Origin of the sequence: Mycobacterium sp. PO1, assembly GCF_017312405.1 — a bacterium.
GTDB lineage: Bacteria > Actinomycetota > Actinomycetes > Mycobacteriales > Mycobacteriaceae > Mycobacterium.
Map to the genome: position 1 here is coordinate 1 of NZ_BLTG01000104.1, position 21,028 is coordinate 21,028.

Annotated in this window: 22 protein-coding genes and 1 pseudogene; 17 read left to right on the forward strand and 6 right to left on the reverse strand. The window is 68.2% G+C overall.

From position 1 onward, the window contains the following. Positions 1–152: 152 nt before the first annotated feature. Together J3476_RS25370 and J3476_RS25375 are read right to left on the reverse strand one after the other, a co-directional pair. The gene (locus J3476_RS25370) at positions 153–965 is read right to left on the reverse strand and encodes a tyrosine-protein phosphatase (RefSeq protein ID WP_207069059.1); all 813 of its coding nucleotides are present in this window, start codon (positions 963–965) and stop codon (positions 153–155) included. Next, complete coding sequence (locus J3476_RS25375; RefSeq protein ID WP_207069075.1) at positions 965–2,242, reverse strand: acyl-CoA dehydrogenase family protein; 1,278 nt, start codon at positions 2,240–2,242, stop codon at positions 965–967. The genes J3476_RS25370 and J3476_RS25375 overlap by 1 nt, the downstream gene beginning before the upstream one ends. Before the next feature lie 182 nt (positions 2,243–2,424). On the opposite strand from J3476_RS25375, the gene J3476_RS25380 reads away from it, so the two are divergent. Next, a complete protein-coding gene (locus J3476_RS25380) occupies positions 2,425–2,709 on the forward strand; it encodes a hypothetical protein (protein ID WP_207069060.1) in 285 nt (94 codons plus the stop codon). Between the two features lie 35 nt (positions 2,710–2,744). Here J3476_RS25380 and J3476_RS25385 read toward each other — a convergent pair whose 3' ends face one another. Beyond that, positions 2,745–3,770, reverse strand: coding sequence for a helix-turn-helix transcriptional regulator (locus tag J3476_RS25385; RefSeq protein WP_207069061.1), 1,026 nt, complete (start codon positions 3,768–3,770; stop codon positions 2,745–2,747). Positions 3,771–4,088: 318 nt separating this feature from the next. Here J3476_RS25385 and J3476_RS25390 point away from each other — a divergent pair, with 318 nt between their 5' ends. Continuing rightward, positions 4,089–4,733, forward strand: coding sequence for a GAF and ANTAR domain-containing protein (locus tag J3476_RS25390; RefSeq protein WP_207069076.1), 645 nt, complete (start codon positions 4,089–4,091; stop codon positions 4,731–4,733). 75 nt (positions 4,734–4,808) lie between these two features. Here J3476_RS25390 and J3476_RS25395 read toward each other — a convergent pair whose 3' ends face one another. Next, positions 4,809–5,042 carry a hypothetical protein gene (locus tag J3476_RS25395; protein WP_207069062.1) on the reverse strand — a complete coding sequence of 78 codons (234 nt, stop codon included), beginning with the start codon at positions 5,040–5,042 and terminating at the stop codon, positions 4,809–4,811. Positions 5,043–5,218: 176 nt separating this feature from the next. Here J3476_RS25395 and J3476_RS25400 point away from each other — a divergent pair, with 176 nt between their 5' ends. From J3476_RS25400 to J3476_RS25425, 6 genes are all read left to right on the forward strand, one after another. Further along, positions 5,219–5,863: a response regulator transcription factor gene (locus J3476_RS25400; protein ID WP_264002462.1), complete on the forward strand. Its 645-nt coding sequence runs from the start codon at positions 5,219–5,221 to the stop codon at positions 5,861–5,863. Position 5,864: 1 nt separating this feature from the next. Beyond that, the gene (locus tag J3476_RS25405) at positions 5,865–7,070 is read left to right on the forward strand and encodes a sensor histidine kinase (protein ID WP_286183724.1); all 1,206 of its coding nucleotides are present in this window, start codon (positions 5,865–5,867) and stop codon (positions 7,068–7,070) included. Positions 7,071–7,373: 303 nt separating this feature from the next. Further along, entirely contained in the window at positions 7,374–8,492 is a 1,119-nt protein-coding gene (locus J3476_RS25410) for a Re/Si-specific NAD(P)(+) transhydrogenase subunit alpha (RefSeq protein ID WP_207069064.1), read from the forward strand. A 2-nt stretch (positions 8,493–8,494) separates the two neighbouring features. Then, positions 8,495–8,818: an NAD(P) transhydrogenase subunit alpha gene (locus J3476_RS25415; RefSeq protein WP_207069065.1), complete on the forward strand. Its 324-nt coding sequence runs from the start codon at positions 8,495–8,497 to the stop codon at positions 8,816–8,818. After that, positions 8,815–10,254 (forward strand): NAD(P)(+) transhydrogenase (Re/Si-specific) subunit beta, encoded by a 1,440-nt coding sequence (locus tag J3476_RS25420; RefSeq protein ID WP_207069066.1) that lies wholly within the window; start codon positions 8,815–8,817, stop codon positions 10,252–10,254. The genes J3476_RS25415 and J3476_RS25420 overlap by 4 nt, the downstream gene beginning before the upstream one ends. A gap of 140 nt (positions 10,255–10,394) precedes the next feature. Continuing rightward, a complete protein-coding gene (locus J3476_RS25425) occupies positions 10,395–11,033 on the forward strand; it encodes a hypothetical protein (RefSeq protein WP_207069067.1) in 639 nt (212 codons plus the stop codon). Here J3476_RS25425 and J3476_RS25430 read toward each other — a convergent pair. After that, positions 11,018–11,128, reverse strand: a pseudogene (locus J3476_RS25430) (CAP domain-containing protein); the annotation flags it as partial. The gene J3476_RS25425 and the pseudogene J3476_RS25430 overlap by 16 nt on opposite strands. Before the next feature lie 122 nt (positions 11,129–11,250). On the opposite strand from J3476_RS25430, the gene J3476_RS25435 reads away from it, so the two are divergent. From J3476_RS25435 to J3476_RS25445, 3 genes are read left to right on the forward strand one after another with little or no spacing between them, the layout of a single operon-like run. After that, positions 11,251–11,907, forward strand: coding sequence for a TetR/AcrR family transcriptional regulator (locus J3476_RS25435; protein WP_152514936.1), 657 nt, complete (start codon positions 11,251–11,253; stop codon positions 11,905–11,907). Between the two features lie 20 nt (positions 11,908–11,927). Then, positions 11,928–12,650, forward strand: coding sequence for a DUF72 domain-containing protein (locus tag J3476_RS25440; RefSeq protein ID WP_207069068.1), 723 nt, complete (start codon positions 11,928–11,930; stop codon positions 12,648–12,650). A 15-nt stretch (positions 12,651–12,665) separates the two neighbouring features. Next, entirely contained in the window at positions 12,666–13,106 is a 441-nt protein-coding gene (locus J3476_RS25445) for an SRPBCC family protein (RefSeq protein ID WP_207069069.1), read from the forward strand. Between the two features lie 12 nt (positions 13,107–13,118). Here the strand turns inward: J3476_RS25445 and J3476_RS25450 are convergent, their stop codons facing one another. Beyond that, entirely contained in the window at positions 13,119–13,805 is a 687-nt protein-coding gene (locus J3476_RS25450) for a GntR family transcriptional regulator (protein ID WP_207069070.1), read from the reverse strand. A 146-nt stretch (positions 13,806–13,951) separates the two neighbouring features. On the opposite strand from J3476_RS25450, the gene fadD5 reads away from it, so the two are divergent. The 6 genes from fadD5 to J3476_RS25480 all read left to right on the forward strand — a co-directional run. Next, positions 13,952–15,619: a fatty-acid--CoA ligase FadD5 gene (gene fadD5 / locus J3476_RS25455; protein WP_207069071.1), complete on the forward strand. Its 1,668-nt coding sequence runs from the start codon at positions 13,952–13,954 to the stop codon at positions 15,617–15,619. 213 nt (positions 15,620–15,832) lie between these two features. Continuing rightward, a complete protein-coding gene (locus tag J3476_RS25460; protein ID WP_207069072.1) occupies positions 15,833–16,627 on the forward strand; it encodes an ABC transporter permease in 795 nt (264 codons plus the stop codon). Position 16,628: 1 nt separating this feature from the next. Continuing rightward, complete coding sequence (locus J3476_RS25465; RefSeq protein ID WP_152514942.1) at positions 16,629–17,498, forward strand: ABC transporter permease; 870 nt, start codon at positions 16,629–16,631, stop codon at positions 17,496–17,498. Positions 17,499–17,503: 5 nt separating this feature from the next. Then, positions 17,504–18,721 (forward strand): MCE family protein, encoded by a 1,218-nt coding sequence (locus J3476_RS25470; RefSeq protein ID WP_207069073.1) that lies wholly within the window; start codon positions 17,504–17,506, stop codon positions 18,719–18,721. After that, positions 18,718–19,749 (forward strand): virulence factor Mce family protein, encoded by a 1,032-nt coding sequence (locus tag J3476_RS25475; protein ID WP_152514944.1) that lies wholly within the window; start codon positions 18,718–18,720, stop codon positions 19,747–19,749. Before J3476_RS25470 ends, J3476_RS25475 begins: the two co-directional genes overlap by 4 nt. Next, positions 19,746–21,028: virulence factor Mce family protein (locus J3476_RS25480; protein ID WP_207069074.1), on the forward strand; the 1,283-nt coding region annotated here is incomplete at its 3' end. The genes J3476_RS25475 and J3476_RS25480, both read left to right, overlap by 4 nt.

Here is a 21,028-nt window from a genome sequence, read left to right on the forward strand (position 1 = left end):
GCCGATCTGCACGTCCCGGGCCGCCAGGCCCTGCGACTCTCAGACAGGTCATCCCTCAATGGGTGACTCGGTCAGCCCGGCAGTGACCCGACGAGCCCGGGGTGCAGACAAGACATACGCCCTGTCGACACTGATCGTCCACCAGTGAGAGTTCAGTCGCGCAACGCGGCGCGCAGCCGTGCCAGGTCCTCGTCGGTGACACCCGCGGCCTCCAGGAAGCCGCGAAGCGAGCCGAACTCGTCGTCCAGCGTGCGCCGTGCCATGTCGAGATACTGCTCGCGCACCCCGAGGACCGCGTCAGTCAGCCGGGCCTCGGCCAGTTCGAGGATCTCGGGCGCCTCCGCGGCGCGCTCCCGGATCGTGGCCAGGATGCTCTCCCGCAGCTGCGGCACCGCGACGTTGCTCTGCAGGTAGTCGGCCATGATCGCGTCGCGGTCCACGCCGGCCGCCTCGAGCACCACTGCGGTGGTGAACCCGGTGCGGTCCTTGCCCGCGAAACAATGGGCGAGCACCCGGCGGTCCGAGCCGAGTAGCTGCACCACGCGATAGACGGCCGTGCGTGCCAGCGGGGCGGCGGCGATGCGTCCGTACTCCTCGGTCATGTACTGCGCGGCAGCGTCCGCGACCGACATGCCCTCGGGTTTGTCGGTCATCATCCGCTGGAAGGCGTGCTCGTGCGGCGCCTCCCCGTCGGAGGCGGCGGTCTCGACGAAGGGCAGGTGGTGGATGTCCACCCCCGGCGGGACCAGGCCGGCGCCGTGGCGTTCCAACTCGCGCAGCGTGCGCAGGTCTGCGACGTCGGTGACGCCGTAGGCAGTCATGGCGCCGCGGCCGGCCTCGTCGAGCTTGGACAGCTCACTCGCCCGGAAGAACCGGCCGGGCGTGATGCCGGTGTGCTCGGCGACGTCACGGAAGTTCCATGCGCCCGACAGTTCCTGGCCGCTCGAAACCCGACCGTTCGCCACTAGCTCGTCACCGCCGGACCCGATTGGCGGCTCGCCGCGGCATCCGATTGGCGGCTCGCCGCCGTACAGGCCGCGGCCAGCGCCGACTTCTCCCGCCCCAGCTCCGCCCGCGCGATCGTGCGCATGTGCACCTCGTCGGGCCCGTCGAACAGCCGCATCGCCCGGTGCCAGCTGTACAGCCGGGCCAGCGGGACGTCGTCGGACACCCCCGCCCCGCCGTGCACCTGGATGGCCCGATCGATGACGTCGCACGCCATCTGCGGCGCAACGGCCTTGATCTGGGCCACCAGCAGCTGCGCGTCCTTGCTCTTGTTGCCGTGCTGGTCGATGGTCCATGCCGCCTTGTGGCACAGCAGCCGGGTCTGTTCGATCTCGTTGCGGGATTTGGCAATCGCCTCGCGGACCACGCCCTGTTCGGAGAGCGGCTTGCCGAACGCGATCCGGTTCTGCACCCGGTCGACCATCAGGGCCAGCGCCCGCTCGGCCGCGCCGATCGCTCGCATGCAGTGGTGGATGCGGCCGGGGCCCAGCCTCGCCTGGGCGATCGCGAACCCGCTGCCCTCCTCGTCGAGCAGGTTCGACACCGGCACCCGCACGTTGTCGAACACGATCTCGCAGTGGCCGTGCTGATCCTGCCAGCCGAACACCGGCAGCGAGCGCTGGATGTCCACACCGGGTGTGTCGGCAGGCACGAGAATCATCGACTGCTGACGGTGGCTGGGGCCGTCGGGATTGGTGCGGCCCATGACGATCAGGATCTTGCAGCGCGGGTCCGCCGCCCCGGTGATCCACCACTTGCGGCCGTTGATGACGTAGTCGTCACCGTCGCGCAGCATGGTTGTCTCGATGTTGCGGGCATCGCTGGAGGCCACCGCGGGCTCGGTCATCGCGAAGGCACTGCGGATCTCGCCCGCCAACAGCGGTTCCAGCCACTGCGCGCGCTGCTCCTCGGTGGCGAACAGGTGCAGTGTCTCCATGTTGCCGGTGTCCGGCGCCGCGCAGTTGGTGACCTCGGGGGCGATCTCCATGCTCCAGCCGGTCAGCTCCGCCAGCGGGGCGTACTCCAAGTTGGACAACCCGGACTCGTCCGGCAGGAACAGGTTCCACAGGCCCCGCTCCTTGGCCAGCGCCTTGAGCTCCTCCACGACCGGCGGCACCGTGTGGTCGTCGGGGCCCGCCTCCGCGCGGTAGCGGTGATAGGCCTCCTCGGCCGGGAACACGAACTCGGTCATGAAGTCGGTCAACCGCTGGTGGTAGTCGGCCGCCTTGGCTGACATCGCGAAGTCCATGACCGCCACGATATGACACCTGTAAACGCGCCATCTTGCGAGTAGTCGTCTCGCTGCGCAACGTGCAGCCAACCCTCAGCGTAGGGAGGCCCCGCACGGGTTATCCGATAGACAGGGCCTCAGCGAGGCCGGCTCTGACGACACGGACTGAGAACGAAAGCGGAGAACACATGTGGCCTGCATCGTGGACCAACGGCTACCAGAACGCGCCCGCCCAACACCTGGATCAGGCGCGCACGCTCCATCTGGCCGAGGGCACGTTGATAGCGCTGCTCCGTTGCCGCGACAAGGCCGCCATGGACGACCTGGTCGAGGGCGCCCGTAGTGCGGGACTGTCGCCGTATGCCGTCGCCGCGGCGCTGGTGTCGGTCACCGCCGGGGACAGTGCCCCCGACTCTCAGGACCCCGCCCACGTCCTGGTCCGCCAGCGCTGGGGAGCCCTCCTCGGGCTCTGACCCGCGATGGTCAGTGCCGCCCCGACCCTCAGTGGTCAGTACCGCAGCGTGTCCGAGGGCATGCGGCCATAGGTCTGGCGGTACGCCGCCGCGAACCGGCCGGTGTGCGCGAATCCCCAACGGTCGGCGATGCGCTGCACCGTCGTTTCGGCGGGGTCGGCGTCGACCAGGTCGCGGTGCGCATGGTCCAGACGGACCCGTCGTAGGTAGGCCATCGGCGTCATCTCCAGGTGGCGCTTGAACATGTACTGCAGCGCGCGGGGAGTGACGTGCACCCAGGCCGCGACGTCGGACAACACGATCGGCGAAGCGGCGTTCTCCTCGATGAATGCGATCGCGCGGTTCAGCAGCGCCGGTCGCGAGCCAGTTCGCTCCGGCGGCCTTCCGGCTGTTCCCATCGCGGTGTTGGGAAATGCCGACAAGACCGCGCCCGCGAGCACGTTCGCGGCGGAGGCGGCCGCCAGCGGACTGGCCGGAGCGCCTTCGGCGGCCAGTGACCGGACGTAGTCGATGGTGGCGTGGACGAAGCGCTCAGCTTCAGCCGAAACCGGGCGGTGCCCGAGTAGTCGCACGGGCTCACCGTCGTGTATTGCTACCCGTTCCAGCAGGTCGAGGTCGAACATCGTCATTGCATAACGCGCGTTGCACACCCGTCCGGAGTACGGAGAGTCGGGACGACAGAACAGCGCCACGTCGCCGGGGCCCAACACATCGCGACCTTGCTCGGCAACGTCCTCCTCGATCGTGCCGGTGCGCACGTGAGTCAGGCAGATGCGCCGCATCGGTGCCGCCTCGTAGGTCATGTGGAAGCGGACATCGAGATCGTCGACGGCAACTGGTCCGTACCAACGCCGCTGAAAATGAGCCTCAGGCGGCTGTCCTCCGTCGGGACATATGGTCGTCTGCGAATACGCTCGGGTGAACAGACGTTCGGTAGCCGGAAGATCGGTGCTGTCGAACACCACGACGTCGGTATCCCGCCGGTCGGTGTGTCCGTTGCTCAGGCACGAGCGCAACTGCGATACGTCGGGCCGGTTCTCCACTCTCTTCGACGAACTCATGTTCAACTCACGTTCCCGCTTTCGCGGTGGCACGACTGGGCGGATGGCTTCACCCTCGGCAGTTATCCGGTACCCGTCCTCGCACGGTCTCAATCCGCTGGCGCGTGTCCGCTTCAGCTATGGTCAGACGGCACTTTGCGACGAGCCGGTGCCGCCCTGAGGGTGGACGACGGCTCAGCTCAGCACGGCCCAGCCGAGAAGGGAGTCGACGTGTCCTCTGACGAGTCCCCCTCACAGCCGGACCACTTCGACCACGACAACATCACCTGGCAACCTGACCGCCGGCGCATCTACGAGGTCGCCGAGTTGGTCGATGCGATGCACCGACGCAGCGTCGACGACTTCGAAGCGGTGATGCGGGAGATCAACGCGACCACCGTGGCCTCGATACCAGGCGCCCAGTACGCGTGCGTGACCACGGTCGGCCACGACCGCGCAGTGGCCTCGTTGGCGGCGACACACCAGTACCCGATCATGCTCGACGACGTTCAACGAGAGGTCGACGAAGGACCCTGCCTGTCGGCGGCCTGGGAACACGACACCGTGGTCGTTGCGAATCTCAGCGCCGAGACACGCTGGCCGCGTTACCGCGACGCTGCGCTGCCGTCGACCCCGATCCGCTCCATTCTGTCCTTTCGGCTGTCCACCGAGGGAACTAGCGAGGCCGCCCTCAACCTCTATGCCGAACCGGCCCACGCGTTCAACGACGAATCGATCGAACTGGGTCTGATCTTCGCCGCCCACGCCTCAGTGGCGTGGAACACGATGCGGCGCACCGAGCAGTTCCGCAGCGCCCTGGCCAGCCGTGACCTCATCGGCCAGGCCAAAGGCATCCTGATGGAACGCTTCGCCATCGACGCGATCGCCGCGTTCGACCTGATGCGCCGACTGTCGCAGGAATCCAACGTCAAGCTGGTCGACATCGCCGGGAAGATCGTCGCCGACCGTCGCACCAACGACTGAGCGGCCCTTCCGGAGTCCGGAAGGGCCGCTTGCGGCCGGGGCTCAGCGCGTCGAACGCTCAGTGCCGCCGGAAGTTCAGTGCCGCCAGAAGTTGTTGTGGTTGTGGTGACGCTCGGTCCACGGGTGCAGCTGCTGGCCGCCGTGGGCCTTGTCCGTCGCCCGGGTGTCGGGCGAGGTGACGATCGAGTGGCTGCCGTTGGTGTGCGTCGTGGTGGTCGCGGCGGCCGGGCCGGCCAGGCCGAGGGCGGCGCCGCCGATGATGCCGGCGGACAGCAGGGGCAGGACCAGGGCGCGGGTGATGTTCTTCATGATGAGTTCTCCTGTGTGAGTTGGCTTTTCGGTTCCTCCGCCGGTGTGTTCCGGCGATGACTCAAGAATGCCGCCCGCGGCCGTCGATGTCTGTCGGCGTACCGGTGGATGCGGTGGTGGAATCGGTGGTCCACCGATCGGGGGATAGCGCTGCCCGGTTGTGGGAGGCTGAGCGCGTGGCGAGCGGAGAACGGGTGCAGGTGGTGGTCGGCGACGACCATCCGATGTTCCGCGACGGGGTGGTGCGCGCACTGCAGTCCAGCGGGTCCATCGAGGTCATCGCCGAGGCCGACGACGGAGTCGAGGCCCTGGCCGCGATCCGCGAGCACCGCCCGCAGGTGGCGCTGCTGGATTACCGCATGCCCGGCATGGACGGCGCGGCGGTCGCCGCCGCGGTGCGCCGCGACGAGCTACCCACCCGCGTGCTGCTGATCTCCGCGCACGACGAATCCGCCATCGTGTACCAGGCGCTGCAGGACGGCGCGGCCGGATTCCTGCCCAAGGAGTCCTCCCGCGGTGAACTGGTCGCCGCCGTGCTGGACTGCGCCAAGGGCCGCGACGTCATCGCCCCGAGTGTGGCAGCCGGGCTGGCGGCCGAGATCCGCAAGCGTTCGGTGCCCGACGGTCCGGTCCTCAGCCCGCGGGAGCGTGAGGTGCTGACCCTCATCGCGGCCGGCCGCAGCATCCCGGCCATGGCCAAGGAATTGTTCCTGGCCCCCTCGACCGTCAAGACGCACGTGCAGCGCCTCTACGAGAAGCTGGGCGTCAGCGACCGCGGCGCTGCGGTGGCCGAAGCCATGCGCCGCAAACTGCTGGACTGACGTGAATTTCTCCGGGCAGCGGCTGCGCTCCTACCGCGACTTCCTGGCCGCCGAACCGGTCCGCGTCTCGGCGGTGCTGCGCCTACCGCTGATCGTGCTGATCGCGGCACTGGTGTGGATCTGGGAGGTCGACCACTGGTTGCCCCAGCTGTACGCGGTGATCCTCGGTGTCTACGCGGCGGTCGCGGTGGTGTGGTTGCTGGCGGTGCTGCGCGGCCCGGTGCCGCGGTGGGCGGCGTGGGCGTCGACGGCGGTCGACCTGCTGGTGATCCTGCTGCTGTGCGTGGTGTCCGGCGGGGCGACGGCGGCCTTGTTGCCGGTGTTCTTCCTGCTGCCGATCTCGGTGGCGTTCCAGGACCGGCCGGGTCTGACCGCCGTCATCGGGTCGATCACCGCCGCCGGCTACCTGACCGTGTGGATCTTCTACTCCAAACGCGACGACACCATGGGGCTGCCCAACATGGTGTACACCCACTTCGGTTTCATCGTGTGGATGGCCGTGGCCACCACGGCGCTGAGCTTCGTGCTGGCCCGGCGGGCGGCCCGGCTGGCCGCGCTGCAGGAGGTACGCACCCAGCTGGTGTCGGAGGCGATGCAGTCCGACGAACGGCACAACCGCGAGGTCGCCGAACATCTACACGACGGTCCGCTGCAGACTCTGCTGGCCGCACGTCTCGAGCTCGACGAGGCCCGCGACCGGATCTCCGACCCGGCGCTCGACCACGTCTACGCGGCCCTGCAGGACACCGCGGCGGGGCTGCGGGCCACCGTCACCGAGCTGCACCCGCAGGTCCTGGCGCAGCTCGGACTGACCGCGGCGGTGCGAGAGCTGCTGCGGCAATACCAGTCTCGGCACGACATCGACGTCATCGCCGATCTCGACGACGTCGGCAAGCCGCAGTCGCAGTCCCTGCTGTACCGGGCCGCGCGCGAGCTGCTGACCAACGTGGCCAAGCACGCCCGTGCCAGCACCGTCTGGGTGGAGGTGCACCGTGACGGCGACCGGGTGCTACTCAGCGTTCGCGACGACGGCAGCGGCTTCGATCCGCAGCAGGTCGGCAATTCGGTGGCCGCGGGCCACATCGGTCTCGGCTCCCTGCTGGCCCGGTTCGACGCGATGGGGGGCGCCATGCACATCGAGTCCACGGCCGGCTCCGGTACCCGGATCACTGCGGTTTCACCGCCGGAGCCCCCCGACGAGGCTTGACGCCCGTCAACCCCGCTCCGTCATTGTGGCGGTGATCACACTGTCGTCCGTCGGGGTGCTGCCCGCGGTGGAGGCGGTTTCTGCGCTACTGCCTCGCCCGATACCGGCGATCCCACATACTTGGAGACCACCGGCGCCGCCGTCCCGGTCGCTGAACTGTGCCGATGGGGCCGAAACGGAATCGGCTCTCGACGTTTGCACCCGCTATGGTGTCTGATCACACATCGCGCCCCACGTTGACGCGGGCTCGCCACCGACAGAACCCGAACCACCCCGAATAACACGGAAGAGATCAACGTCGCCATGACAGAAGTCGAATCCGGCGCCCCGCGCCCCGACGCCACGACGGTGACCGTCGGCGTGCCCGCCGAGTCGGCCGCCGGTGAACGGCGCGTCGCGCTCGTTCCCAAGGCGGTCGCCGGACTGACCAAGAGCGGAGTCAGCGTCGTCGTGCAGTCCGGCGCCGGTGACGCGGCCCTATTGCCCGACGAGCTCTACACCGAAGCAGGCGCCGTCATCGGCGACCCGTGGGCCGCCGACGTCGTCGTCAAGGTCGCCCCGCCCAGCGCAGAGGAGATCGCCAAGCTGCGCTCGGGCCAGACTCTGATCGGGTTCCTGGCGCCCCGCAACGCCGACAACCAGATCGGTGCGCTCAAGTCGGCCGGTGTCCAGGCCTTCGCCGTGGAAGCGATCCCCCGGATCTCCCGCGCGCAGGTGATGGACGCGCTGTCCTCGCAGGCCAACGTCGCCGGCTACAAATCCGTGCTGCTGGCCGCCTCGGAGTCGACCCGCTTCTTCCCGATGCTGACCACCGCAGCCGGCACCGTGAAACCGGCGACGGTGCTGGTGCTCGGTGTCGGTGTGGCGGGTCTGCAGGCGCTGGCCACCGCCAAGCGCCTCGGCGCGCGCACCACCGGCTACGACGTGCGCCCCGAGGTGGCCGACCAGGTCCGTTCGGTGGGCGCCCAATGGCTGGACCTCGGCATCGACGCGGCCGGCGAGGGTGGGTACGCCCGCGAACTCACCGACGACGAGCGCGCCGCGCAGCAGAAGGAACTCGAGAAGGCCATCACCGGGTTCGACGTCGTCATCACCACCGCGCTGGTGCCGGGTCGCCCCGCGCCGCGGCTGGTCACCGCCGCGGCGGTGGAGGGCATGAAGTCCGGCTCCGTCGTCGTGGACCTGGCCGGTGAGACCGGCGGCAACTGCGAGCTCACCGAGCCCGGGCAGACCGTCGTCAAACACGGCGTCACCATCGCCTCGCCGCTGAACCTGCCGGCCACGATGCCCGAGCACGCCAGTGAGCTGTACTCGAAGAACATCACCGCACTGCTGGATCTGCTGATCACCGACGGCGCACTCGCGCCGGACTTCGACGACGAAGTGATCGCGGGCGCCTGCGTCACACGCGAGGGGAACTAGCCATGTACGACCAGTTGTTGTTGAACATCGCGATCCTGGTGTTGGCCGGGTTCGTCGGGTTCGCCGTCATCTCCAAGGTGCCCAACACGCTGCACACCCCGCTGATGTCGGGCACCAACGCCATTCACGGCATCGTGGTGCTGGGTGCGCTGATCGTGCTGGGCAACCTGCCCGCCGACGCCGGCTGGGGGGTGCGCATCATCGCCTTCATCGCGCTGATCTTCGGCACGCTCAACGTGATCGGCGGCTTCCTGGTCACCGACCGCATGCTCGGCATGTTCAAGGGCAAGAAGCCTGCCGCGTCCAAGGACGGGGCAGCCCAGTGACCTACCTCGTCAACGTCCTCTACATCGTCGCGTTCGCGCTGTTCATCCTCGGCCTGTCCGGCCTGACCGGCCCCAAGACCGCGGTGCGCGGCAACTGGATCGCCGCCACCGGTATGGGTATCGCCGTCGTCGCCACGCTGATCGCGGTCCGCGACACCGCCGCGATCAACTGGATCCTGATCGTCGCCGGTCTGGCGATCGGTGTGGTGCTCGGTGTGCCGCCGGCCAAGAAGACCAAGATGACGGCGATGCCGCAGCTGGTCGCGCTGTTCAACGGCGTCGGCGGCGGCACCGTGGCGCTGATTGCCTGGGCGGAGTTCATCGAGACCGACGGCTTCTCCCACTTCCGACCCGATCAGCAACCCACCGTCGCACTGGTCGTCGGGTCGCTGTTCGCCGCGATCGTCGGCTCGGTGTCGTTCTGGGGTTCGCTGGTGGCGTTCCTGAAGCTGCAGGAATCGATCCCCAAGAACGTCGAGAAGGCGCTGGTCCGTTCCGCCAAGCTGTTTCAGGCCGCCAACATCGCGCTGCTGATCGTGGCGGTCGGGGTCGCGGTCTATATCGGCCTCAACGCCGCCCCCGGCAACGAGACCAGCGGCTGGTGGATCGTGGCCGTTCTCGCCGCCGCCGGCGTGATGGGCCTGTTCGTGGTGTTCCCGATCGGCGGCGCCGACATGCCGGTGGTCATCAGCCTGCTGAACGCGCTGACGGGCCTGTCGGCCGCGGCGGCCGGTCTGGCACTGAACAACACCGCGATGATCGTCGCAGGCATGATCGTCGGCGCGTCCGGCTCGATCCTGACCAACCTGATGGCCGTCGCGATGAACCGGTCCATCCCGGCCATCGTGTTCGGCTCCTTCGGTGGCGACTCCGCGGCAGCCGCGGGACCGGGCGGCGAGCAGGGCACCGTCAAGGCCACCTCGGCCGCCGACGCCGCGATCCAGATGGCCTATGCCAACCAGGTCATCGTCGTGCCCGGTTACGGCCTGGCCGTCGCGCAGGCCCAGCATGCGGTCAAGGAGATGGGCGACATGCTGGAGAGCAAAGGCGTGGAGGTCAAGTACGCCATCCACCCGGTCGCCGGCCGGATGCCCGGACACATGAACGTGCTGCTCGCCGAGGCCGACGTCGAATACGACGCGATGAAGGAGATGGACGACATCAACGGTGAGTTCAACCGCACCGACGTCACCCTCGTCATCGGCGCCAACGACGTCACCAACCCCGCCGCGCGCAACGACCCGAGCTCACCGATCCACGGGATGCCGATCCTCAACGTCGACCAGTCCAAGTCGGTGATCGTGCTCAAGCGCTCGATGAGCTCCGGCTACGCCGGTATCGACAACCCGCTGTTCTTCGCCGACCAGACCTCCATGCTGTTCGGCGATGCCAAGAAGTCGGTGACCGAGGTGATCGAGGAGCTCAAGGCGCTCTGACCGGGTAGGTCTTCACAGGGCTCTGACCGGGCAGGTCTTCACGGGACTCTGACCGGGCAGGTCTCGAAACGGCACCGATCAGGCATCGAGATCTGCGCCCCAGGTGCGCGTCACGTGCTGCGCCACGCACGATGACCAACGTGAGCATGGTTGTGGAACGTGGGCTGGCGCGCTGTCCGCGATGCGTGTCGATGGCTGACTACGTCTTCATCGAGACGGTCACCGACGACGCTTCGCCCGTGACGCGCTACGAGGTGCGGTGCCGCAAATGCGGGGAGTGCTACGGCGAGGAGAGCCAGCCGCTGACGTACCCGCCGGTGTCCGGCGCGGTCGAACCGCCCATCGTCTGGCCGCGGGACCAGGAACCGGTTCCGCCCCGCGACTGGCGCCAAGAGCTTCGTGAGCGCGTCGACCGGGCCGGTCGCGTCACCACCCGCGTCGGCAAGGAGGCGGCGGACACCGCGGAACGGTGGGGTGGACACGCCGCCGGGCGGATGCGCACGTGGGCCGGCGCCGTCAAGGACACGCTGGAGAGCACGAAACACACGCTGGAAGAGAAGGTGGCGGCGCGTCGGCGCGGCGAGCACGAACCGGACGCGCCGGACGAGAACCGGCTCACCGCCGAAGAGCACGGCCTCAGACCGGAGACGTCCGCGGACACCCAGGAGGCGGCCGCGAACACGATGGAACGGCCCGCGGTCATGCCGCAGAAGCCCGCGGTCACCCCGGAAGGCGCCGCGGCTTCAGAGGTGGCCGGTGGCGATCACACCGGCGGGTAGGCCGGTGGCGGATACACTCCGCGAAGGATCCAGGCGAACCAGTTGATGCCGTACTCCAACTCGTCGCTTGCGTCGTAATCCGGGTTCGGGTCCACGTCATCACCTCTCGCCTGCAGGGCTCTGGCCGAGTGTAGACCTGCCGCCCCCGCGGCGGCACCGCATCCGCCTAGACTGAACCAACCAGTTAGTGGACCGCCCCTGCCTATAGTGAGTCGCCATGTCTGAAACCGTCACCACGAACGGGATGTCCCGTCGCGAGGAGCTGTTGGCCGTGGCCACCAAGCTGTTCGCCGCGCGCGGCTACCACGGCACCCGGATGGATGACGTGGCCGACGCCGTGGGGCTGAACAAGGCCACGGTCTACCACTACTACGCCAGCAAGTCGCTGATCCTCTACGACATCTACAAAGGTGCCGCCGACTTCACCGTGGACGCTCTGCACGACGATCCGTCGGCCTCGGCGCGGGAGATGATCTACCACTTCACCAGGCGCCTGTTGGTCGGCATCGCCGGCAACATCGAGCGGGCCGCCGTGTACTTCCAGGAAGGGCCCTACATCACCGAGTGGTTCACCGAGGAGCAGGTGGCCTACATCCGGGAGAAGGAAACCCAGGTCTACGAGCACGTCCGCGACGTGATCGACCGCGGCATCGCCAGCGGTGAGCTGTACGACTGCGACTCCCACGTTCTCGCTCTGGGCTACATCGGGATGACGCTGGGCTCCTACCGATGGCTGCGGCCGCACGGGCGGCGCACCGCCCAGGAGATCGCCGTGGAGTTCAGCACCGCACTGCTGCGCGGCCTGATCCGCGACGACGCGGTGCGGCAGAGCTCACCGCTGGGTGTCACGGTCGAGGCCGACACGCTGACCTGAAACGCGGGTACCCGGATGCGGTGACGGTTCGCATCGGCACCTCCGGATGGTCGTACAACCACTGGGCGGGCGTGCTCTACGAGCAGGGGGTCCCGGCGGCGCGACGCCTGACCCGCTATGCCGCCGAGTTCGACACCGTGGAACTGAACGGCAGCTTCTACCGCTGGCCCCGCGACGAGGGCTTCGCGCGGTGGCGCGACCAGCTCCCGCCCGGGTTCACGATGGCGGTCAAGGCGGCCCGCGGCCTGACCCATGCGCGCCGGCTGCGGTCGCCGGAGGAATGGATCGAACGGCTGCACCGCGGCTGGAGCTCCCTGGGTGACCGCGCCGGCCCGCTGTTGGTCCAGCTGCACCCGGCGCTGGAACGCGATGACGCCCGGCTCGACTACTTCCTCGGCGCCATGCCGGCGCAGATCCCCGTCGCCGTCGAGTTCCGCCACCCCTCCTGGGACGACGAGCAGGTCTACCGCCTGCTGGAGAAGCACGGCGCCGCCTACGTCGTGATGAGCGGGGCGAATCTGCCGTGCGTGCTGAAGGCCACCGCCGGTTTCGTCTACGTGCGACTGCACGGCCCCGATCCGGACGCGCTGTACGGCGGCTCCTACAGCGGTGACGACCTGCGGTGGTGGGCCGAGCGGATCCGGGAATGGCAGGCGCAGAGCCGAGATGTGCTGGTGTACTTCAACAACGACCTCGGCGGCAACGCGGTGCGCAATGCACGGGAGCTGCGCGCGCAGCTGTGACGATATGCTCGCCCGATGCCGTTGGTGAGCAAGACCGTGGAGGTGGCTGCCTCCGCCGAGACGATCATGGGCATCGTCGCCGACTTCGAGGCCTACCCGCACTGGAACGAAGAGATCAAGGGGTGCTGGGTGCTGGCCCGGTACCACGACGGCCGGCCCAGCCAGCTGCGGCTCGACGTGGTGGTGCAGGGTCAGGCCGGCACGTTCATCACCGCGGTGTACTACCCGGGCGAGAACCAGATCTACACGATGCTGCAGCAGGGCGACTTCTTCTCCAAGCAGGAACAGAAGTTCTCGGTGGTGCCGATCGGCCCCACGTCGCTGCTGACCGTCGACCTCGACGTCGAGACCACCATGCCGATCCCCAAGCAGATGGTGAAGAAGGCCGTCAACGACACCCTGGAGTATCTGGCGGACAACCTGAAGGCCCGCGCCGAGCAGCTCGCCGCCGGCTGACCCCGGCTCGGGTCAGCCCCACAGCCCGATCTGGTCCAGATAGGCCAGCAGCCGGGCCAGTCCGTCGGTGAACTGACCCTCGGTCAGCGCGACGACCGTCGCGACGTCGCCGCCGCGCAGCGCCTCGATCAGCTGTTCATGGCTGGCCACCGCGCCCGCCGCCCAGGCCGGGTCGGTCGCGAACAGCCGCGGCGGCAGATACCGCGAAGCGTGCAGTAGGAACCAGGCCAGCTTGATCCGCCCGCCCGCACGGTTGAACGCCCGGTGAAACGCGAACTCGCACTGCGCGACCTGATCGGGGTCACCGGTCGCCGCGGCGGCGGCCAGTCGGGTGTTGAGCTCGACCAACTCGTCGATCTGGCCGGCGGTGATGCGGCGGGCCACGGTCGCGGCGAGTTCGCGCGCAATGGTGCCCTGGAGCCAGAAGATGTCCTCGATGTCGGCACGGCTGAGCGGGACGACGCGGTGACCGCGATGAGGCTCCAACTCGACCATGCCCTCACCGCGCAGCGTGCGCAGCGCTTCCCGTACCGGTGTGATGCTGACGCCGAGCCGCGCGGCGGTCTCGTCGAGCCGGATGAAGGTGTCCGGCCGCAACGCGCCGGTCATGATCTCGCCCCGCAGTCGCGCTGCCACCTCGTCGGAGAGCTGCTCGCGGCGCACCGCACCCGCCGAACGGGTGCGGACGGGGGCGTACATCGGATGCAAGGCCTTTCGGGCAGATCTCGCCGGGTGGCGATCGAGACTTGTCGCGAGCCCGCCGGGGCCATACTGTGACCGAGGCAACACCATGTTTGATCAAATATCACCGCGCCGCAAGCCACGATCCCACGAAGCAGGACACGTTGACCGTTCCCGCCGGTACGCCTGAGCATCCGACCGAGCAGCCCTACCTTGCCCGTCGGCAGAACTGGACCAACCAGCTCGCCCGGCATGCCCTGATGCAGCCCGGCGGCACCGCGCTGCGGCATCTGGGCGCGTCGACCACCTGGATCGAGCTGGAGCGCCGGGTGACCGCGCTAGCCGGGGCGCTGCACCGGCGGGGGGTCGGGTTCGGAGACCGGGTGCTGATCCTGATGTTGAACCGTCCCGAGTTCCTCGAGTCGGTCCTGGCGGTCAACAAACTCGGCGCGATCGCGGTCCCGGTGAACTTCCGGATGACCCCGGCCGAGATCGCCTACCTGGTCTCGGACTGCGCCGCCGCGGTGGTCGTCACCGAGCCGGTGCTCGCGCCGGTCGCGACCGCCGTCCGAGACCTGGACCCGGCGCTGGCCACCGTGATCGTCGCCGGCGCCGCCACCGAGGACGGCGTCCTGGGTTACGAGGATCTGGTGGCCGAGAACGCGCCCTGTCCGACGGTGGACATCCCCAACGACTCGCCCGCGCTGATCATGTACACCTCGGGCACCACCGGCCGGCCCAAGGGGGCGGTGCTGACCCACACCAACCTGGCCGGACAGGCGATGACGCACCTGTTCACCAACGGCGCCGACATCAACAACGACATCGGCTTCGTCGGGGTCCCGCTGTTCCACATCGCCGGCATCGGCAACACCATCTTCGGTCTGCTGCTCGGCCGCCCCACGGTGATCTACCCGCTGGGCGCCTTCGACCCCGGCCACCTGCTCGACGTGCTGGCGCAGGAGAAGGTCACCGGGATCTTCCTGGTCCCCGCACAGTGGCAGGCGGTGTGCGCCGAACAGCGCGCCAACCCCCGCCGGCTGCAGCTGCGCACGCTGTCCTGGGGCGCCGCGCCGGCCTCGGACACGCTGCTGCGTGACATGGCGCAGACGTTTCCCGGCGCCAAGATCCTGGCCGCGTTCGGCCAGACCGAGATGTCGCCGGTCACCTGCATGCTGTTGGGCGAGGACGCCATCCGCAAGCTCGGGTCGGTCGGCAAGGTCATCCCGACGGTGTCGGCCCGCATCGTCGACGACGACATGAACGACGTGCCCGTGGGCCAGGTGGGTGAGATCGTCTACCGCGCCCCCACCCTGATGGCCGGCTACTGGAACAAGCCCGAGGCCACCGCAGAAGCGTTCGCGGGCGGCTGGTTTCACTCCGGTGACCTGGTCCGGCAGGACGAGGAGGGTTACATCTGGGTCGTCGTCGACCGTAAGAAGGACATGATCATCTCCGGCGGCGAGAACATCTACTGCGCCGAAGTCGAGAACGTCCTGGCGGCCCACCCCGACATCGTCGAGGTGGCGGTCATCGGCCGGGCGCATCGCAAGTGGGGGGAGGTTCCCGTTGCTGTGGTCGTCGTCCGGGATTCGCTGGGATCGGCCCGCGAGTCGACGGTGGGCGTCGCCGCCCTCGAGGAATTCCTGTCGGCGAAGCTGGCCCGCTACAAGCACCCCAAGGCGGTCGAGATCGTCGACGCGCTGCCGCGCAACCCCGCCGGCAAGGTTCTCAAGACCGAACTGAGGTCGCGGTTCGCCTCGGCAACCGAGATTGACGTCTCCGAAAGTTCCTCTCCGACAACCGTTTCAGCCGGTGCGCGGCGGACCTAGTCGAGAGGGGGCGGCGTTGCTTACGGTTCGACGGTCAATCGCGCCGATGCAGTACGTCGGGCTCAACCCATCGGGTACAGTCCGGTGGTCCGCCTTACTACCAGCGAGTAATAGGGCGGAGATCACACTGACCGGGTCCGGGCTGGAAGGGAGCGTGCGACAGGTGCCATCGGTGCGCTACGCCAGCCCTGGGGACGTCGCGGGAGTTGCCCGATGACGACTCAGAACCTCGGCACGTACATCCGCGAACAGACCAAGCCCGGCCTGGAGGCCGTCGGCGGTTTCGTGCGCATGTGCGTGCTCGTGGGCAAGGCGCTGCTGCGGCCGCCGTTCCAGTGGCGGGAGTTCATCCTGCAGAGCTGGTTCCTGATGCGGGTGGCGTTCCTGCCCACGCTGGCGGTGTCCATCCCGCTGACCGTGCTGCTGATCTTCACCCTCAACATCCTGCTCGCCGAGTTCGGCGCCGCCGACGTCTCCGGCGCCGGCGCGGCGATCGGCGCGGTGACCCAGCTGGGCCCGCTGGTGACCGTGCTCGTGGTCGCCGGGGCCGGCTCGACCGCCATCTGCGCCGACCTGGGTGCACGCACCATCCGTGAGGAGATCGACGCGCTCGAGGTGCTCGGCATCGACCCGATCCACCGGCTCGTCGTCCCCCGCGTCATCGCCTCGACGTTCGTGGCGATCCTGCTCAACGGCGCGGTGATCACCGTGGGTCTGGTCGGCGGCTTCATCTTCGGCGTCTACCTGCAGAACGTCTCCGCCGGCGCCTACGTGTCCACGCTGACACTGATCACCGGCCTGCCCGAGGTAATCATCTCGATCGTCAAAGCCGCCACCTTCGGCCTGATCGCCGGGCTCGTCGGCTGCTACCGCGGCCTGACCGTGGCCGGGGGCGCCAAGGGTGTGGGCACCGCGGTCAACGAGACCCTGGTGCTGTGCGTCATCGCGCTCTTCGCGGTCAACGTCGTGCTGACGACCATCGGCGTCCGATTCGGAACGGGGAGCTGACGTGTCGACATCTGCAGTCATCCGGGCCCGGTTCCCCCGCGGAGTCGCCACCGCCGAGAAATGGGCCGGCGCGCCGGGCCGCGGACTGGAGGCGATGGGGCACATCGCGGTGTTCGCCATCACCGCGGTCGGCTCGATCGGACATGCGCTGCGCTACTACCGCCGCGAGATGCTGCGGCTGATCGCCGAGATCGGCATGGGCACCGGGGCGATGGCGGTCATCGGCGGCACGGTCGCGATCGTCGGGTTCGTCACGCTGTCGGGCTCGTCGCTGGTCGCCATCCAGGGCTTCGCCTCACTGGGCAACATCGGGGTGGAGGCGTTCACCGGCTTCTTCGCCGCGCTGATCAACGTCCGGATCGCGGCCCCGGTGGTCGCCGGCCAGGCGCTGGCCGCCACCGTCGGCGCCGGTGCCACCGCCGAGCTGGGCGCCATGCGGATCAGCGAGGAGATCGACGCGCTGGAGGTGATGGGCATCAAGTCCATCTCGTATCTGGTGTCCACCCGCATCATGGCCGGCTTCGTCGTGATCATCCCGCTCTACGCGATGGCGATCATCATGAGCTTCCTGTCCGCGCAGGTGACCACCACGGTGTTCTACGGCCAGTCGATCGGCACCTACGAGCACTACTTCCGCACGTTCCTGCGGCCCGACGACGTGTTCTGGTCCTTCGTGCAGGCGATCATCATCTCGGTCATCGTCATGCTCAACCACTGCTACTACGGCTTCTACGCCAGCGGCGGCCCGGTCGGCGTCGGTGAGGCCGTCGGCCGGTCGATGCGCGCCTCACTGGTCGCCATCGTGTGTGTGGTCCTGTTCGCCTCGTTGGCGCTCTACGGCGTCGACCCGAATTTCAACCTGACGGTGTAGCGGCGATGACGGCTCCCATCAACACCAAACGCCAGCCCCCCTACAAGGTGGCCGGGCTCGTGCTGGCCCTGCTCTCCATCGCGGCCGTGGTCGTGGTGTATCTGCAGTTCCGCGGCGACTTCCTGCCCCGCACCCAGCTGACGATGATCTCGGCGCGCTCGGGTCTGTCCATGGATCCGGGCGCCAAGGTGACCTACAACGGCGTGCAGATCGGCCGGGTGGGGCAGGTCGAACAGGTCACCGTCGACGACGAACCGCGCGCCAAGATCATCCTCGAGGTCAACCCCGAGTACCTCGACCTGATCCCGCGCAACGTCAACGCCGACATCACCGCGACCACCGTGTTCGGCAACAAGTACGTCTCCTTCACCACCCCGAAAGACCCCTCCAGCGAGCGGATCACCGCCAGCGACGTCATCGACGTGTCGTCGGTGACCACCGAGTTCAACACGCTGTTCGAGACCGTCGTCGAGGTGGCCGAACGGGTCGACCCGATCAAGCTGAACCAGACCCTGACCGCGACCGCCGAGGCGCTCGACGGGCTCGGCGAGCGGTTCGGCGAATCGATCATCGACGGCAACCAGATCCTGGCCGAGGTCAACCCGCAGATGCCGACGATCCGGCGGGACAACCAGCTGCTCGCCGACCTCGGTGAGGTGTACGCCGACGCGGCGCCCGACCTGTTCGACGGTCTGGAGAACGCCGTGACGACCGCCCGCACGTTCAACGAACAGCAGGGCGACGTCGACCAGGCGTTGATGGCCGCGGTCGGGTTCGGCAACGTCGGCGGGGATGTCCTCGAGCGCGGCGCGCCCTATTTCGTGCGCACCGCCGAGGACCTGATCCCGACCACCGCGCTGCTCGACGAGTACAGCCCGTCGATCTACTGCATGATGCGCAACTACCACGACGTCGAACCCAAGATCAGCGACGCGTTCGGCGGCAACGGTTACTCGCTGAAGACCAACTCGGAGGTGCTGGGTCTGGGCACGGCCAACGCCTACGTCTTCCCCGACAACCTGCCGCGGGTGAACGCCAAGGGCGGGCCGGGCGGACGGCCGGGCTGCTGGCAGCCCATCACCCGGGATCTGTGGCCGGCGCCGTTCCTGGTGCTGGACACCGGCGCGTCGATCGCCCCGTACAACCACATCGGCCTGGGCTCGCCGCTGCTCACCGAGTACGTGTGGGGGCGCCAAGTCGGGGAGCACACGATCAACCCATGAAAATCACCGGAACCGCGATCAAGCTCGGCGCCTTCTCCCTGGTGCTGCTCATGTTCACCGCGATCATCATCATCGTGTTCGGTCAGGTGCGCTTCGACCGCACCACCGGGTACTCCGCGGTGTTCTCCAGTGCCAGCGGCCTGCGCCCCGGCCAGTTCGTCCGCGCGTCCGGTGTCGAGGTCGGCAAGGTCGAAGACGTCACCCTCATCGAGGGCGGCTCCAAGGTCAAGGTCGACTTCAACGTCGACCGGTCGTTGCCGCTGTTCGACGAGTCCCGCGCGTCGATCCGCTATCTGAACCTCATCGGGGACCGCTACCTGGATCTGTCCCGCGGTGACAGCAACACCAAACTGGCTGCCGGAGCGACGATCCCGATCGAGCTCACCGAACCGGCGCTGGATCTCGACGCGCTGATCGGCGGCTTCCGCCCGGTGTTCCAGTCGCTGGAACCCGAGAAGGTCAACACCATCGCCCAGTCGCTGATCACCGTGTTCCAGGGCCAGGGCGGCACGATCAACGACATCCTGGATCAGACCGCGTCGCTGACCAATGCGCTGGCCGACCGGGACCGCGCCATCGGTGACGTCATCACCAACCTCAACACCGTGCTGGACACGACGGTCAAACATCAGCAGCAGTTCGACGAGACGATCCAGAACTTCCAGGTCCTCATCACCGGGTTGAAGAATCGCGCCGATCCGCTGGCCACCTCGGTCGCCGACATCAGTGACGCCGCCGGCACGATCGGGGACCTGCTGGCCGACAACCGGCCGCTGCTGCAGCAGACCATCAGCAAGCTCGAGGTGCTCAACCAGCCGCTGGTGGATCAGCGCGACGAGCTCAACCAGCTGCTGATCGACCTGCCGGACGCGCTGTCGGTCATCGGCCGTTCCGGTGGTCTCTACGGCGACTTCTTCAACTTCTATGCGTGCGACATCACGTTGAAGCTCAACGGATTGCAGCCCGGCGGACCCGTGCGCAAGGTCAAGGTGTGGAGCCAGCCGACGGGTAGGTGCACGCCGAAATGAGAGTCCTCGAAGGGTCCAACCGCGTCCGCAACGGGTTGATGGGCATCCTGATCGTGATCCTCGTGATCGGGGTGGGCCAGAGTTTCGCCAGCGTGCCGATGCTGTTCGCGACGCCCACCTACTACGCGGAGTTCTCCGACACCGGCGGGCTGAACAACGGAGACAAGGTGCGCATCGCCGGCGTCGATGTCGGCACGGTGCGATCGATGGAGATCGACGGCGACAAGGTCGTCATCGGTTATGCGCTCGGCGGCACCCAGATCGGCAAGGAGAGCCGGGCGGCCATCCGCACCGACACCATCCTGGGCCGGCGCAACATCGAGATCGAGCCCCGCGGCACCGAGGTGCTGCAACCCGGCGGCACGCTGCCGCTGGGCCAGACCACCACGCCCTATCAGATCTACGACGCGTTCTTCGACGTCAGCAGCAACACCTCCGGCTGGGACACCCAGACCGTCAAAGAGTCGCTCAACGTGCTCTCGGAGACCATCGACCAGACCTACCCGCACCTCAGCGCAGCGCTGGACGGGGTCGCGCGGTTCTCCGACACGATCGGCAAACGCGACGACCAGATCCAGAAACTGCTCGCCAACGCCAACAAGGTCGCCGGCGTGCTGGGCAACCGCGGCGGGCAGATCAACGAGCTGCTGGTCAACGCCCAGACGTTGCTGGCGGCGATCAACGAGCGCAACTACGCGGTGGGTCAACTGCTCGAGCGCGTGGGCACGTTCTCGACCCAGGTGCGCGGCGTCATCGACGACAACCCCAACCTGAACCGCGTCCTCGAGCAGCTGCGGGTGATCAGCGGCGTGCTCTCCGAGCGCCGCATGGACCTCTCCGACACGCTGACGTCGCTGTCGAAGTTCATCGTGTCGCTCGGTGAGGCGCTGGCGTCGGGGCCGTACTTCAAGGTGATGCTGGCCAACCTGGCGCCCTACTGGCTGCTGCAGCCCTACGTCGACGCCGCCTTCAAGAAGCGCGGCATCGATCCGGAGGAGTTCTGGGGCAACGCCGGACTGCCGGCCTTCCGCTTCCCGGATCCCAACGGCACCGGGTTCTCCAACGGCGCCCCGCCGCCCGCCCCGACCCCGCTGGAAGGCACCCCGGCCAATCCCGGGCCGGCCGTCGTCCCCGGATCGCCGTGCTCCTACACCCCGGGCCCCGGCGGCGACCCGACCCCGGGCAACCCGCTGCCCTGCGCGGACCTGACCGTCGGGCCGTTCGGCGACAACCCGTACGGACCGAACTACGCCGGGCAGGGTCCCAACGTGGCCACGTC